The sequence below is a fragment of the Sporolactobacillus shoreicorticis genome (assembly GCF_024125445.1).
GTDB lineage: Bacteria > Bacillota > Bacilli > Bacillales > Sporolactobacillaceae > Sporolactobacillus > Sporolactobacillus shoreicorticis.
The window spans coordinates 86924-101365 of sequence record NZ_JAMXWM010000011.1; the positions used below are offsets into that span (position 1 = coordinate 86924).

Here is a 14442-nt window from a genome sequence, read left to right on the forward strand (position 1 = left end):
GGGTTACAATGAGAAATACAAAAAAGAAGAACTCAAGCCATTGCTTGGGTTCTTCTTTTTTGTTAATAAATGACTTAATGAACAGAATTGCTGCGCGCACCGGGTCTCCAGCCAAACAGAATCAGTATTGTTATCACGCCAAAATAGCCTGTGACAAATAGTGCATGAAGAAGTAGAAACAGTAAATTCATTTTTGTCGTTATGATGAAAATTCCTGACACAGCCTGCAGTGCTGTGCAGATCAAAGCGATGAAGAGCAAATTGGAAAGAAGCCGCTCATTCTTATAGTTTCTGAGTGACACAACCAAACTCCAAATCAGCCAGATCAGCAGAATTAATGCGAGAACGCGGTGCAAATACTGAACGCCGGCTTTGCTGATCAGCGGTTCAGGAAACACATGACCATTACATAATGGAAAATCCGTACATCCAAGACTGGATTCCGTGTGACGGACAAAGGCCCCGGAATAGATCAAGATATAAGAGTATATGCCCAGCAGAATAAAATTCCATTTCATCGGTTTGGGTAGGGTGAGTTTAAATAGATGACGATCGGGTTCGATACTCTCGAAAACAAGGCAAGTAAGCAGCAGCATACTTGCAAATGAAAGAAGTGAGATGCCGAAATGAAGTGCAAGTACGATCGATGATTGTCCCCATACGACAGCGGCCATTCCTAGGAATGCTTGTAAAAAAATGAAAAAGACAGAGGCGGCAACGAGAAAGCGTCCACCCCATATTTTTTTAAAACGAATCCATAACCAGATTGCCTGAATGACAACAAGAATCGATGCAATTCCTGAGACCGCACGATGACTGAATTCAATCCATGTTTGATGGGCTTGTGCTTTAGGAATAATCTGGCCGTTGCACAGCGGCCAGTTATTTCCGCAACCGTACTCCGAACCTGTATTGGTTACAAGAGCGCCCATGAGGACAACAATCAGAACCGAAAGGCAGCCTGCAACACTTAAGATTTTTAAAGAGCGATCTTTCATATGTATCACCTGATTTCAGATTTAAGGTTGCTGGTTTTCATGCTCAGCTCCGCATTCCTATTCTAGCAGAATGTTAAAGGATTCCAGAACAATTCGCTCAATTTATTGGATTAAACTCGTTAATTGACAAATAATAGACATAAATAAATGTATTATAGCATTTACATTGTGATTAATATCATTGATGTAAATCGACGACAAAAGTTATTTGATCGTATATAATAATAATTATCTGGAAGAACTGCTTCAAAGTATTTATGGCTCCATTATTTATATATTTCTCAAAGTATAAGCAGCGGTAATTGTTGTTTATATGTCGATGCACGAATTCTACAAAAAAAAGCTGGTTCTTTAAAGCGGAGAATGGCGGGCTGCTTCCTCTGCATCATTGGTCGGCGGCATACGCCCAAAAGATTGCAGGATAAATTTGATGGAGTCGTTCATGGCTGCAACAATAGAGAAAGAAGGCTGTTTTTTAATGAGGATAATCGGATCAGATGAGCAGACATTAGAATCTATTGATGCTGCCCCTTGGAAAAAAATGGTTCATGATGTGCTCACGACTGTAAAGATAGGTATTGTAAATTCCAACTTGATGACAACGTTTACCGGATTATGGCTGGCTTTATTTTTTAATGAAGAGAATATTGGGACACTGGCAGGATCTGTGATATTTGTTTTAATGGGTACTGCGCTTGTCATTGCCGGAGGCTGTTCATTGAATAACTTTATTGATCGGGATATTGATCCATTGATGGAACGGACACATGAACGGCCATCCGCTACGGGGAAGATGAGCGGGAGAACTGTATTGATTATGGGCTTGTCTCTTTCTGTTCTCGGCCTACTTGCCCTGCTCGCGGCATCGGTAACCGCAGCGATATACGGATTGTTAGGGCTTCTTGTTTATGTGCTTGTCTATACGCTGTGGTTGAAAAGAAGCCATTCCATGAATACGGTTGTGGGCAGTGTTGCCGGGGCTGTTCCGCCGATTATTGGGTGGGCGGCAGTGGACCCTTCGCTTCAATCACCGATACCATGGATTTTGTTTCTCGTTCTGTTTCTGTGGCAGCCGCCGCATTTTCTGGCACTTGCAATGAAACGTGTTGAGGAATATCGTCGTGCAGGTATTCCGATGCTGCCGGTGGTTGCCGGTTTCGAGATCACGAAGAGACAGATGATTTTTTATGTAGCTGTACTGGTACCAACCTCTTTGCTTCTGTACGCTCTTGGCCCGGTCTATTTAGTCAGTGCACTGATTCTGGGTTTTACATGGTTGGGGCTCGCCATTTACGGATTGATGGCAAAGGATACTGTGAAGTGGGCCCGGTTAATGTTTGTCTATTCCTTAAATTATATGACGGTTTTGTTTCTCATCATGATTGTTTCAACCTTTTTTTAATAAAATCAAATAATCTGAGGGCCGGAAGAATTTTCTTCCGGCCTTTTCATGTCTTAGAAGTTCTCTGGTTTGATAAAATGAGATGAAAGCTTTCTTCAGTTTTCATGGATTACGAGCATAACAGCTGAATTTTTTCGCATACACATCAGGGACTAACCATACATTTAGGTGATTGTTTCTTGAGGGGGGTTCAGCGGTGCTGATCTTATCGGAGGCGCATGAACAAGATGCGGAGCGGCTTTTTCGGTTATACTGTGACATATGCAGAGTGAGGGAGGATCTTGGCTTTGAAATTGGAAAAGCGACAATCCAAGAATTTGCGGAATTATTATGCGGCACATCTAAAAGACGAGCCGTCTATTTTATAGCACAGCACGAACAAACGGATATTGGTCTTGCTTCGATTCAAGGCCATGCATCCAGCGAGATGGCACATCTGGCTTCATGCAGTATCGGATTGCGAGAACAATGGCGGGGTAAAGGATTTGGCAAAATGATACTTAAGGATCTTGAAGAGTGGTCCATGGAGCATCAGCTGCTGAGAATCGAGACCTGTATTGATTTTGACAATCGAGCAGCACTGCTTTTGTTCGGTACATCAGGATATCGAGTAGAAGGCATCCGAAAATCAGCTTTTATGAGAGATGGAAAATTAAAAGACGGTTTTTATATGGCAAAGCAAATAACCGCACAGAATGAAGAAACAAAATAGACTAAATTAGGAACTTTTTTAGACAATTAAAGTAAATGTATCATACAAGTCAGCTGGTAATTTGAATGTTTAGGAAGATGTTATTTTGGATAGGATGGGACTGAAAGTTCAAGGAGGAATTCAATTCGATGAAACTACCAGTCTCGTTCAAAGAACACCGTGCTTTGTTTCGTATTCTTTCAATAGGTTTACTTGCTGTCTTTGTTCTCTACATTGGAATTTGGCATCCCGTATCAGCAAAAAAAGACACACATAGTCAAGTAGTTGATCGGCAAATTTCGCCGGTCGATCGGCAGGAAAGGGAACTGTTTGCAATCATTAATAAACAAAGAAAAAAGCATCATTTTCAAGTCCTTAAAGCGGACTGGAATTTATTCCGAGTTGCAAGAATTGAAGCGAAACGGATCGCATCCGGCCGTGCGGAACATACAGGAAACGCAGGAACGATGCTTCGTTCACTAGGTTACAGCGAAAGCGCAGCTCAAATGATTCTTTTACACACAGACAATTCTGATGAACAGATAAGAACGCTTTGGCAAAATTCGAGACAGGCTGCTTCGATCAACTCAAATACTGCTGGAAGAAGAATCGGAATCGGCTATGCCACAGGTGAAAAGGGACGGATATGGATCGTATTTCTTGCTGATGAATCAAGCAGCAGTGACTAACGGGATCTGAGAAGAAAGGCATGGTAACCGATGCACGTTCTGTCCGTGCAATCCGAGGCCTGTTATAATAGAAGAAAGTTTTGGAGACTTGAAGGGGGAGAAGATGATGAGAAAAACAAATGTAATCATTTTCGCCATTGCGGTGATTGTATTTGCGGGCACGTTTTTAATTAGTCTGGTTAGTCTTCCCTCGGACAATACAACCTCTTCCTCGAGCAAGAATCGCCAGATGTCAATGACCGCTCATAAAACCTTTAAGGTTCCGAAGAGCGGCATACACTCATTGATGGGCAAAACAGAAAAACAAATACTGCGTACATTAGGAAAACCGGAGCGCACTGATCCCAGTAAATTTGGTTATCGCTGGTTTATTTATGGCAAAGCAAGTGAGAAGTACGTGCAAATTGGCATAGACAATGAGACAAACCGCGTCACCACAATTTATGCACTTGGAAAGAAATTAAAGACCAATCCGTTTGCGATTGGTGATGAATCCCAGAAAATATATGAAAAGGTCCCGATTGCGGATGAAGTCTCTTTAACTTATAGGGGAACAAAGATTGATTTTGAATTAAATGAAGAAGACATGATGGTTCGCCCATTAATGAAATTCGGGAAAATATGGGTCCAGTTAAATTTTGACCATCTTTCCGATCGCTTAATCGGCATTCGTTATATGACTACAGAGGTCTTGGCTATGCAGCATCCGTATTCAATGACGTATCAAGGAAATTTACCCGAAACGCCGACGCTTACCGAAGCGCAATGGACAGCTGTAAACCAAAGCGAGGATCGGGAGATCTTTGATGTCAGCAATGTACTTCGGCTGAGATTTAAGAAAAAAATGCTTCAATGGAACGATGCGGCACAGCAAGCGGCTTATAAGCACAGCAAGGAAATGAAAATGAAAAACTATTTTTCACATGGCTCTAAATGGTCTGGAGACCTGAAGACGCGATTGGATCGGGAGAATATTAATTTCCAAATGGCAGGTGAAAATATCGCCGCCAAGTATCCGGATGCTCTTGCAGTAAGCCTTGGTTGGCTCAACAGCGTTGATCACCGTAAGAATTTATTAAATGACGACTTTACAGAACTCGGTGTCGGTTCTTATCAAAATTATTACACACAGGATTTCGTCAGGCCAATGATTCCCTGAATGAAACCTGTTTTTTTTGATCTCAGACGCACACCTGGGTCAGCTTTTGCTTAAGATAATCTTAGCAGAACCTTTGGGGAGGTGTGCCCTTTGGCAGAAGAAAGAACAAATGCGGCAATTAAAAAGTTCAAAAATTTTTTGCGCAGTCATCCGGAAATCGTAGAATATGTTCATGAAAACGGTATAAAGTGGCGCGACGTGTTTGATGATTGGGTAATCTTCGGTGAAAAAAATGATGTTTGGAAAAAATACGGTATGCGTGCGGAAGATACTGAAGAAAGCCATGAGAAAAAAAAGAGTTCAACCTTTTCGTTAAATAAAATGCTGGAAGTGGTTGACACAATTGACACGAAACAATGGCAGGAACGCCTTGATACAATCAGCGGCGCTTTGACAGGCATTCGGTCATTTATCGGCCAATTCCAACAAAATAATGAACAGAATAAGCAGAACGATGGGAATGATCCAGGTTCTGCTGAACATCCATCATCCCAACCGTCCGACCGTTCAAACAGTCAAAACCCATTTTTCTTTTGAAAGGATTGAACCTGAGATGAGAATTGAAATTCAAGAGTACTTAGACAGCCGGCCTGAAGAGAAATTGTTTGTACGCATGCATCCGGAATGGTATCGGAAATTAAGCCGGTCTCCTTGGGAACTGAGTCATCTCAAATCTGCGGCAAATCAGTTCTATGGCCGTACATTCAGTCAGCGTTTAGATCGGTTTAACCAACGAGCCAGCATGATGAGCATGCTTGTTTCAATGGCTCAGGCGATGAGTGCACAGAAATCTAAAGATTAAGAGAAGGAAATAACATCCGGAATAATGGCGCTTTAGCTCTATTTGTTGTATATTTTAATAGAACCGGGGGTGACGGAATGATTGGGACATTAGAAAATGCCTCTCTGTTGGACCACGCTGAGGAGCTTGCTTCCATGGTGCTCCATTCGGAATACTATGCGTTATATCAAGAAAGTAAGAATAGATTAGAACGCGATGAAAAATCGCAGCAATTGATTAAGCAATTTCTAATGGTCAGAGACAAGTATGATGAAGTTCAGCGCTTTGGCAGATATCACCCTGATTATAAGTCGGTTATAAAAGAAATGATGGAGTGCAAACGAGAGCTGGATGTTCATCCGTTTATTGCCGATTATAAGAAAAAGGAAAATCAATTAAATGAGCTGCTGGGTGAAGTGAGTACCATTCTTGCTCGTTCGGTTTCATCTTCGATAAAGGTGCCGACCGGAGATCCGTTTTTTGATCGTTCATGCGGTACAGGCTGCGGATCCGGAGGGAAATGCGGCTGCCGCGTGCGGTAAATTCTGCCGGTCGTCGAGCTTTTCGAAGGTATATATTGATAACAACATCAGTGACTTCCGCATGCGCGTAGAACGAATTCATGATTGGTGGAGGATTCTTTTATAATAGGAAAAGATCGAGTCATATGATGATTTACAGGATGTTATTGCCGATTTATAAATAGAGAACTGAGCCTCCATTGAACTTATATAAGTTCTGTGGGGATACGGGTCAGTGGGAGGATTGAGGAGTTAATCTGTCAATACGGTTTCAGGCAGCATAGAGAAAGATAGAACGGAAACAAGGGGTGGTGTGTTCCGGTGGACATGCAAAAAAGAGACAGCATTATTGTTTGGCTTTACAATACAAAATATTTGCGAGTGCTCAGACGCTATGGTTATGTGCACTATATATCAAAACGGATGAAATATGCTATTCTTTATTGCAATCACGAGCAAAGTGATGCAACGATTAGCCAGCTGCAGAAAATGAAATTTATTAAAACGGTTGATGTCTCTCAACTGCAGCATGTTCGAACAACATATGAAAAGGGCAAGTCAAAAATTGAAGAAAAAGATGAAGTATTTAATTAATCCGCTGTTCCATACTCAGTCGTGCTGGACAAATGAAATGTGCCAAACTCATGGACCAGGGTAATGGGAGCATTGCGACAGCAAGAATGATCGATTGTTCATGTACTGAAGGACATAGGTTTTACCGAATTGCCTACTTACTTCATCTCAATCTTGAAAAAGCCATCTTATGGAGAAAACCTGGCGAGATCGTTAGCTTTCTCCATACTAGATATGGCTGATCTCTTATGTTTTATCACTTTTTTGTATAAAAAAACCCGCAGACAAACTGCGGGCTGTCTTTACGCATCAAAGGATGCAAGACAATGGGAGAGGAGAAACCGGCGGAAAACTTATGGGGAAACGTAAGTATCCGCGGTTGGGTCAACATCTTAAACGATGTTGCCAAAAAATAGTATGTACGAGTGGCACAAGTTCTATACATCTTTACCATTTTTATTGCTAGATGAGGTATTCACATTGATTCACAGTCTGATGGAATTTCGATTTTTAGAATACAGATGAAACCATGTTCTTTTATGGTGAGACTGTTCAATGTGATCAATCAACGGCCTCTTAAGTAAGGAGGGTGTTTTCTTGAGAGTCATCTCAGGAGAAAATAGAGGACGAAAATTAAAAGCTGTCAATGGAAGAATGACGCGGCCGACAACAGATAAGGTTAAAGAAACTATTTTTAATATGATTGGTCCTTTTTTCGACGGAGGAACAGCTCTTGATCTGTACGGAGGGTGTGGTGGATTAGGTATTGAAGCGCTCAGCAGGGGGATCAATAAAGCCGTGTTCGTTGACCGCGCCGGGGCAGCCTGTCAAACCATTCGAGATAATGTCCGCCTGTGCGGTTATGAGAACCGTTCAAAAATCTTGCAGCTTGATGCAGCACGGGCTCTGGGCAAATTGAGTAAAAATGAACAATGCTTTAATCTTGTTTTTCTGGACCCGCCTTATGCAAAACAGCAAATTCAACGAGACATGGAAACACTGTTGCGGCAAAATATGCTGGCTGAACACGCGATAATTGTTGCTGAGCATGAAGAGAACGTGAAGCTTGCGGACGTTGTCGGCGGAAGGCTGATACGTAAGAAATACCGAACCTATCAAGGACAGACGGCAGTATCTATTTATTATTTTCAACTTGAACAGGGAAGTGATCCATTTGAGTGAACGTATTGCAGTATATCCGGGAAGCTTTGATCCGGTCACCTACGGTCATTTAGATATTCTACAGCGAGGATTATCAGTGTTTGATCAAATTATCATTGCTGTTCTGAATAATTCGTCGAAGAATCCACTCTTTACTGTTGAAGAGCGTGTGGATCTGTTAAAAAAGGCTACCGCTCATCTTGATTCGGTAACTGTTGATTCTTTTGAGGGACTGCTCGTAGATTATGTGCAGAAAAAAAAGGTAGGTATCGTACTCAGAGGATTGCGTGCAATTTCCGATTTTGAGTATGAATTGCAGATCGCTGCAATTAACAAAAGTCTTAATCCGAAAATTGAGACATGCTTTATGATGACGAGCAATCACTATTCATTTTTGAGTTCCAGTATGGTTAAAGAGGCCGCTATGTATGGCGGTTCCGTTCATGAGCTTGTGCCGGAGCCTGTTGAAAAGGCACTTGTTCATAAATTTGGGAAAAGATCATCTGTGTAATTGATGTGCATGTGTTCCGAGACGTCTCAGCAAAATGCAAATAAAAATGATCAGTATAACAAATGTGGTGACTGGTCCGAATTCAGCGGTTCGATGTGTCAGTGCTTCGAAGGGTTCACCCATAACGAATGCAGTCTGTGCGGCTGACCGGCTGCCTTTTTGGAAGATGTGATAGAGAAAGAAAGCGGCTGTCGATGAGAAAATCATTTGCAGCAGCCTGCCGATCAAAAAGAGTCGTGAACTCAACCCGGCCTGTGAGAGAATGCTTACCGCCTGTGCCTGAATAGAAAAACCGCAAAAACCGAGCAATCCACAGACAACTATGACACGCTCAATTAAAGGGATAACTGTTGCTTCAGCGACCTTGCTGTCACCGATTGTCAGCTCGAACAATCCTGGAACAACGGCCGAACCAAGATCTGCGGAAAAACCGATCACTTTGAAGCAGATGCTCAATCCGGTGCTTAGCAAGCTGACGATACCAACCTGAACAAGCAATTGATAAAGCATCGAGAATAAAGCGATAAATCCGCCGATTGATAGTAAAGTGGAGACAGAGGCAACGACGGCGTCACCCATTCTTTTGCCAAACGGCTCGTTGTGCGCGATCCGCTCTTGATGCATGCTGTCTAGAGCATGCATCAAAATTGAGTGGGAAGCGGCAGTGTGTGTCTCCTTGTTTTTTTTGCCCAAAAAGCGCATCGCCAATCCGACACAAATGTTGCCGATGTAGTGGGAAAGTGCAAAAACGATGCCTAAGGATGCTTGATGAAAGAATCCGGCGGCGGTAACACTAAAGAGAAAGAGTGGATTACTGAAGTTCGTGAAGCTGGCGAGCCGCTCTGCTTCCGTCTTTGTAATTTTTTTCCCTTTATAGAGATCCGCAGTAATACGGGCTCCGGCTGGAAAACCGGAGACAATACCCATCATGAGCACAAAACCCCCGACACCTGGCAAGCGAAAGAGCGGACGCATGATCGGTTCCATGAGAACACCGGCAAAATTGACAACACCAAAGCCAATCATGAGTTCTGCAAGAACAAAAAATGGAAAGAGTGCGGGAAACACTTGCTTCCACCAAATAGTCAATCCCTGTAATGATCCGTGGACAGCCGCATTTGGGAAGCGAACCATAAGATAGGCCGTCGCCACAGAGCCGGCAGCCAGCAGATAAGTTAAGCCCTTTGAACGATTCATTAATTTATCTCACCTACATTTTTCTGCCGATTGGAAGAACTTGTCCGTTACTTTTACTATACGGTGATGCTCAGACAGATAGACCAACAGTTAGTCGAAATAAATAAACGTCAATTACATATAATCAGAAATGTTATGTTTTCTTTTTTTATGATTTGTTAAATTGAAGGGGCGGTAAACATGCGAAAAAAGGTCATTCAATGGCTGGTGATTGTCCTTGTCATCTTATTAATTGGGCTGAATTTTTACCGGACACCTTATTATGTGCAGCGTCCCGGCAAAGCTGAATCAATGTCAGGGATGGTTAAGGTTAAGGGGGCAAAAAAAATTGACGGAAACTACAGACTTGTGTACATATATCTAGGCCAAGCAAATATTTATCAGTATCTCTGGGCAAAGTTTGACGGGAACAAATATACGACCTTGGTAAAAGAGAATCAGGTGAAGATGCCTGATGAGGATGAGCAGGATTATAATCTCCGACAGGAAAATTATATGAGCAGTGCGCAGCAATCGGCAGCGTATGTTGCTTATAAAGCAGCAGGAAAGAAACCGACGCTTCTGGAGGAAGGCGTGTTGATACTCGGCGTGATGAAATCAATGCCAAACAGCAAAATACTTAAAACAGGTGATTTGATTATCGGAATGGACAACCACAAGGTTACAACAACTGAAGACATGAATCGTTTGATTAAGCGAAAAAAGGTTGGCGATCGATTTGCTTTGACACTTGTTCGAAAGAATAAAGTGAAAAAAGTAACGGTTCAAGCTGCTCGATTTCCTAAGGCGTATACTGGTTCAGGAAGAGGATGGGGGATTGGTATTTATCAAGACAACCATGTCAAGGTGGATGTGGACCCAAAAGTAAACTTTTCAATTAAAAATATTGGCGGACCATCGGCAGGTCTAATGATGACGCTTGAAATTTATGATCAGCTGGATAAACAGAATTTAGCCAAGGGCAGAGACGTTGCCGGTACAGGAACGATTGAGATGAATGGAAAAGTCGGACCGATTGGAGGAATTTCTGAAAAGGTAGTCGGAGCCAGCAAGTCAGGTGCGGATATCTTTTTTGCTCCTGCTGCTGATCATGAATATCAAACAGCGAAAAAGACGGCCAGAGAAATTGGCACATCGATGAAAATTGTATCGGTGAAATCATTTGAGGATGCAGTGAATTATTTAAAACGCTGAAGGTACATCAAGTGAAACAGACGATTGGTGAATGAGAAAGGTTACTCATTTAACAATCGTCTGTTTGTTTCATCATATCGAATCGGTGGATGACTCGTTTCTGTATACCTCATTGGTTTATGGTCCGTATTGATTAAATAATCGTAGACCTGGGCGGTTTTAAGGTCAATATTAAGCAGGAGCGAACGATGATTTCTTATTTTTGAAATAACCGTAATAGCTGCGCTTTTTCGAATATCGGCCAAATACGCTTGACCTTTGCCATTCATCCCGAGCAAGCGGGTTGAACCCGGATCACTGCTTAGAGCAAGCGGTTTTGCCTCTTCTTTCAATGTATCCGTCAGAATATGGACGGCAAGACGCTGCAGCCTTGCCCATGTATACCGCTTTGTCTTAACTGCCGCGATAAACGCATCGAATGTTGATGCGGTTCGGATACATTCAAGCAGCCGATGCTCGATTCCCTCTTCCATTTCATAAATCTGCGCCAGACGAGCTGCATTCGAGGAGAGCAGTTGGTATTTTAAAAAAGGGAAGAAGCGTTCCCAGCCTGCATAGCCTATCTTTGTTTTTGCAGCAACTAAGGCTTCTGCCACGTGTCCGGGCAGTTTATTGCAGATTGAGTCAGTCTGCTCTCCAGACATGAGGTGCAGACGAATACTTGAAGCGCTGGCGATCGCCGCATCGTTATCAAAGGTTTGATCGTTGTGTTCCGCCTGCAATCGTTTGATCGTTATCGGCTTCATTTTGCTGCCGAGCTGATGAAGTGCTTTAATATAGTGAAATCCGAGACTGTTGTTTGGCAGTGACAAATCAACGAGCTCTTTTTCGCAGTTTTGGGCAATGAAGCGGTAAGCCGCTGCGTGGGCATTGGGATAGCTGATCCCTTTCGCCATTGATTCGGTTAATTTTGCCTCATAATCCGCTTTATGATGACCAATTAATGAAAGACTATTGAAGAATGGTTCAATTCTGCCGCATTCACTGCTGAAAAAGAGTCTGTTGACCCCAAGCCGATCAAGAATTGAGACCGCTCCGCGCGCAAATACATCTGCTTTACCAACTGCAAAAACATAAGGGAGCTCAACAACTAAGTCAACACCTGCTTCAAGTGCCATTTGTGTTCTCGTCCACTTTGATACAATGGCCGGTTCACCGCGCTGAAGAAAATTACCACTCATAACAACAACGACTGCGTCAGGGTGTATCTGTTTTCGCAATGCTTCCAGCTGATAGGAATGTCCATTATGAAATGGGTTATATTCGGCGACAATTCCGGCAATAATCATGACGACTTCCCCTTTTATTTTGAAATCATGAATTGATTCATTTTATCATATTCTTCGTTAGAAAGAGAAATTGCCAACAATTCACTTGATGTGATAATCTTTACTTAACGGTCGCGCAGCGGATTGACATTCCGTTGTGCGGGGCTTATAATAACATTTGTTGTCTAGAGGTGGTTCAGTATGTCTTTATCATGGTCAGTACCTGATCTGCTGCAATTTAAAGAAGAGGGACTGAGTTTTCACGAAGAAGTTGTATTACCTCTGGAGTTGTTTCGCACGGATCCTGAAATACGAAGCATCGTACCTGTTGACGTTAAGGATGTCGTGGAATTTTCTAAACAATCGCTGACTTTTCATTTGCGGCTGACAGGCAAGATGGTGTTGCCATGTGCTGTTACTTTGGAAGATGTCGATTATCCCTTTCAGATCAATACCGCAGAGACATTTCTACTGTCGGCGGGAACTGAAAACGAGATTGAGGGAGAATTCGTTCATCAAATCGAGAATGATCAAGTCGACTTGATCCCTTATCTTGTTGAAGCGATTTTGGTTGAGAAACCAATGCGCGTTGTCAGTGAAAAAGCTCGTGACTCCCGCCGCTTTTCAGGAAACGGCTGGACACTTGTTAATGAGGAATCGTCGAAGCAGCAGATTGATCCAAGGTTAGAAAAACTGAGAAAGTTTTTTGACAATTAATTATTGTCCGAGGAGGTGTCAACCGTGGCAGTACCGAAAAGAAGAACGTCAACTACTCGCAAAAATAAGCGGCGTACACATTTTAAACTTGTTGTTCCAGGTATGGTAAAATGTGATAACTGTGGTGAATATAAATTAGCTCACCGGGTGTGCCCGTCATGTGGCTCGTACAAAGGTGAAGAAGTCGTTGAAAATTAATTGATTTTCGTTTAGAAGAGCGTGTGGCTCTTCTTTTTTTTACCTTTTTTCTCTCAAAAGTTGTTAAGAAATCATGAGGTTTTATTCTATCGATCCTATCATCGGCATAAGGTTTAAAACAAGAGCTGCGCTCCAGTCAGATATTTGAGAGAAAAGAGGGAAGAAAATGCCATCCATAAGACAAGATGCGTGGACACATGAAGAAGATGTGAAACTCGCGGAAATCGTTCTTCGCCATATTAAAGAAGGAAGCACGCAACTCGCCGGTTTTGCAGAGGCAGGCAGACTGCTCTCGCGTACATCGGCGGCATGTGGATTTCGATGGAATTCCGCAATCCGAAAGATTTATCAGCAGGCATTGCATGAAGCAAAAGAAATACGTAAAGAGAGTAAAAAAGAAAAGAAAAGAGCAGCAGACTTAACAAATGAGAATGACATAAAGCAGCCTGGCAATGATCGAAGTACGGGGACAAATGACTATAGCGATGCTGAACCGGATATTGATCAAGTGATTCGCTTTCTCAACCAATTGAAAACCCAATCTGCTGCATGGGATCATTCGGAACAGGTAAGTGAGCAGTTGAACAGCTTGAAAATCGAGAACAAGCTATTGGATGAGGCCTATCATAAGCTGCAAAAGGATTATTCTCATTTGAAACACAATTATGAGTCGCTGCTTCAAGTGTTGAAGGCTGTTGATGAAGCAAGAAAAGAAATACCTGCATTAAATGAATAATCATTAAAAAGTGCCCAACCTGGGCACTTTTTTTCTATTTGTGACATTCAGCAAGAATCCTTTAACAAAATCGCATCGATAGAAATAAATGAAGCACTTAGGCATATTTTTTTTAAATAAAAAGGGATGAGGACTAAAAACAGCGAATTTAGAAAATGATGTGGTGGAAAGTGGGGGATTGTGGTAAAGTAAAACAAAAGAGGAGGCGGCTCTGATGTTTATGGGAGAATTTAATCACAGCATAGACATAAAAGGGCGCCTCATCATTCCATCGAAGTTTCGTGATGAACTTGGAGACACATTTGTTATTACTCGCGGCCTTGATCAATGCCTTTTTGTTTATCCCATGAATGAATGGCACAGAATAGAAGAAAAATTAAAGGCACTTCCTTTTACGAAAAAGGATGCCCGTGCATTTACTCGGTTCTTTTTTTCAGGGGCCAGTGAATGTGTCTTGGACAAGCAGGGGCGGGTATCAATTAGCAACGGTCTTCGAGATTATGCAAAACTGATGAAGGATTGTGTGGTTATCGGTGTTTCCACACGGCTTGAGATTTGGGATCAGGAAATGTGGAAACAGTATTTTGCACAATCTGAAGAATCATTTAATGACATCTCGGAGAGCCTGCTTGATTTGGACCTGTAA

At 42.3% G+C, this 14442-nt stretch carries 18 protein-coding genes; 15 read left to right on the top strand and 3 right to left on the bottom strand.

Annotated features, from left to right (window positions below; translation table 11 throughout):
* Positions 1–74 precede the first annotated feature (74 nt).
* A complete protein-coding gene (locus NIE88_RS10850) occupies positions 75–998 on the bottom strand; it encodes a COX15/CtaA family protein (protein WP_253062054.1) in 924 nt (307 codons plus the stop codon).
* 478 nt (positions 999–1476) lie between these two features.
* Here NIE88_RS10850 and cyoE point away from each other — a divergent pair, with 478 nt between their 5' ends.
* From cyoE to coaD, 10 genes are all read left to right on the top strand, one after another.
* Positions 1477–2400, top strand: coding sequence for a heme o synthase (gene cyoE / locus NIE88_RS10855; RefSeq protein WP_373689429.1), 924 nt, complete (start codon positions 1477–1479; stop codon positions 2398–2400).
* A gap of 196 nt (positions 2401–2596) precedes the next feature.
* Positions 2597–3112, top strand: a complete 516-nt coding sequence (locus NIE88_RS10860) for a GNAT family N-acetyltransferase (protein WP_253062058.1) — start codon at positions 2597–2599, stop codon at positions 3110–3112.
* Positions 3113–3240: 128 nt separating this feature from the next.
* Positions 3241–3780 carry a CAP domain-containing protein gene (locus NIE88_RS10865; RefSeq protein ID WP_253062060.1) on the top strand — a complete coding sequence of 180 codons (540 nt, stop codon included), beginning with the start codon at positions 3241–3243 and terminating at the stop codon, positions 3778–3780.
* A 106-nt stretch (positions 3781–3886) separates the two neighbouring features.
* A complete protein-coding gene (locus tag NIE88_RS10870; protein WP_253062062.1) occupies positions 3887–4939 on the top strand; it encodes a CAP domain-containing protein in 1053 nt (350 codons plus the stop codon).
* A 90-nt stretch (positions 4940–5029) separates the two neighbouring features.
* A complete protein-coding gene (ylbD, locus tag NIE88_RS10875; RefSeq protein ID WP_253062064.1) occupies positions 5030–5476 on the top strand; it encodes a spore coat protein YlbD in 447 nt (148 codons plus the stop codon).
* A 16-nt stretch (positions 5477–5492) separates the two neighbouring features.
* Positions 5493–5741 carry a YlbE-like family protein gene (locus NIE88_RS10880; RefSeq protein WP_253062066.1) on the top strand — a complete coding sequence of 83 codons (249 nt, stop codon included), beginning with the start codon at positions 5493–5495 and terminating at the stop codon, positions 5739–5741.
* Between the two features lie 77 nt (positions 5742–5818).
* Positions 5819–6262, top strand: a complete 444-nt coding sequence (locus NIE88_RS10885; RefSeq protein WP_253062068.1) for a YlbF/YmcA family competence regulator — start codon at positions 5819–5821, stop codon at positions 6260–6262.
* 306 nt (positions 6263–6568) lie between these two features.
* Complete coding sequence (locus NIE88_RS10890) at positions 6569–6835, top strand: YlbG family protein (RefSeq protein ID WP_253062121.1); 267 nt, start codon at positions 6569–6571, stop codon at positions 6833–6835.
* Positions 6836–7411: 576 nt separating this feature from the next.
* The gene (gene rsmD / locus NIE88_RS10895; RefSeq protein WP_253062070.1) at positions 7412–7996 is read left to right on the top strand and encodes a 16S rRNA (guanine(966)-N(2))-methyltransferase RsmD; all 585 of its coding nucleotides are present in this window, start codon (positions 7412–7414) and stop codon (positions 7994–7996) included.
* Complete coding sequence (gene coaD, locus NIE88_RS10900; protein WP_253062072.1) at positions 7989–8486, top strand: pantetheine-phosphate adenylyltransferase; 498 nt, start codon at positions 7989–7991, stop codon at positions 8484–8486. The genes rsmD and coaD overlap by 8 nt, the downstream gene beginning before the upstream one ends.
* Here coaD and spoVV read toward each other — a convergent pair.
* Complete coding sequence (gene spoVV / locus NIE88_RS10905; RefSeq protein WP_253062074.1) at positions 8475–9683, bottom strand: dipicolinic acid transporter SpoVV; 1209 nt, start codon at positions 9681–9683, stop codon at positions 8475–8477. The genes coaD and spoVV overlap by 12 nt on opposite strands.
* Positions 9684–9863: 180 nt before the next feature.
* Here spoVV and NIE88_RS10910 point away from each other — a divergent pair, with 180 nt between their 5' ends.
* Positions 9864–10877, top strand: coding sequence for a SepM family pheromone-processing serine protease (locus tag NIE88_RS10910; RefSeq protein WP_253062076.1), 1014 nt, complete (start codon positions 9864–9866; stop codon positions 10875–10877).
* 41 nt (positions 10878–10918) lie between these two features.
* Here NIE88_RS10910 and NIE88_RS10915 read toward each other — a convergent pair whose 3' ends face one another.
* Positions 10919–12166, bottom strand: a complete 1248-nt coding sequence (locus NIE88_RS10915; protein ID WP_253062078.1) for a nucleotidyltransferase — start codon at positions 12164–12166, stop codon at positions 10919–10921.
* A 180-nt stretch (positions 12167–12346) separates the two neighbouring features.
* Between NIE88_RS10915 and NIE88_RS10920 the strand changes: the two genes are divergently transcribed.
* The 4 genes from NIE88_RS10920 to mraZ all read left to right on the top strand — a co-directional run bounded on the left by NIE88_RS10920 (position 12347) and on the right by mraZ (position 14442).
* Entirely contained in the window at positions 12347–12862 is a 516-nt protein-coding gene (locus NIE88_RS10920) for a YceD family protein (RefSeq protein WP_253062080.1), read from the top strand.
* A 24-nt stretch (positions 12863–12886) separates the two neighbouring features.
* Positions 12887–13060: a 50S ribosomal protein L32 gene (gene rpmF, locus NIE88_RS10925; protein WP_253062082.1), complete on the top strand. Its 174-nt coding sequence runs from the start codon at positions 12887–12889 to the stop codon at positions 13058–13060.
* A gap of 166 nt (positions 13061–13226) precedes the next feature.
* A complete protein-coding gene (locus NIE88_RS22425; RefSeq protein WP_290446426.1) occupies positions 13227–13796 on the top strand; it encodes an RsfA family transcriptional regulator in 570 nt (189 codons plus the stop codon).
* A gap of 214 nt (positions 13797–14010) precedes the next feature.
* Positions 14011–14442: a division/cell wall cluster transcriptional repressor MraZ gene (mraZ, locus tag NIE88_RS10935; RefSeq protein WP_253062084.1), complete on the top strand. Its 432-nt coding sequence runs from the start codon at positions 14011–14013 to the stop codon at positions 14440–14442.

What these genes read in the sequence shown, in the direction of transcription:
- NIE88_RS10850 (WP_253062054.1), bottom strand. Translation starts at nt 998, where the DNA reads ATGAAAGATCGCTCTTTAAAAATCTTAAGTGTTGCAGGCTGCCTTTCG.
- cyoE (WP_373689429.1), top strand. Translation starts at nt 1,477, where the DNA reads ATGAGGATAATCGGATCAGATGAGCAGACATTAGAATCTATTGATGCT.
- NIE88_RS10865 (WP_253062060.1), top strand. Translation starts at nt 3,241, where the DNA reads ATGAAACTACCAGTCTCGTTCAAAGAACACCGTGCTTTGTTTCGTATT.
- NIE88_RS10870 (WP_253062062.1), top strand. Translation starts at nt 3,887, where the DNA reads ATGAGAAAAACAAATGTAATCATTTTCGCCATTGCGGTGATTGTATTT.
- NIE88_RS10880 (WP_253062066.1), top strand. Translation starts at nt 5,493, where the DNA reads ATGAGAATTGAAATTCAAGAGTACTTAGACAGCCGGCCTGAAGAGAAA.
- NIE88_RS10885 (WP_253062068.1), top strand. Translation starts at nt 5,819, where the DNA reads ATGATTGGGACATTAGAAAATGCCTCTCTGTTGGACCACGCTGAGGAG.
- NIE88_RS10890 (WP_253062121.1), top strand. Translation starts at nt 6,569, where the DNA reads ATGCAAAAAAGAGACAGCATTATTGTTTGGCTTTACAATACAAAATAT.
- spoVV (WP_253062074.1), bottom strand. Translation starts at nt 9,683, where the DNA reads ATGAATCGTTCAAAGGGCTTAACTTATCTGCTGGCTGCCGGCTCTGTG.
- NIE88_RS10910 (WP_253062076.1), top strand. Translation starts at nt 9,864, where the DNA reads ATGCGAAAAAAGGTCATTCAATGGCTGGTGATTGTCCTTGTCATCTTA.
- NIE88_RS10915 (WP_253062078.1), bottom strand. Translation starts at nt 12,166, where the DNA reads ATGATTATTGCCGGAATTGTCGCCGAATATAACCCATTTCATAATGGA.
- NIE88_RS10920 (WP_253062080.1), top strand. Translation starts at nt 12,347, where the DNA reads ATGTCTTTATCATGGTCAGTACCTGATCTGCTGCAATTTAAAGAAGAG.
- NIE88_RS22425 (WP_290446426.1), top strand. Translation starts at nt 13,227, where the DNA reads ATGCCATCCATAAGACAAGATGCGTGGACACATGAAGAAGATGTGAAA.
- mraZ (WP_253062084.1), top strand. Translation starts at nt 14,011, where the DNA reads ATGTTTATGGGAGAATTTAATCACAGCATAGACATAAAAGGGCGCCTC.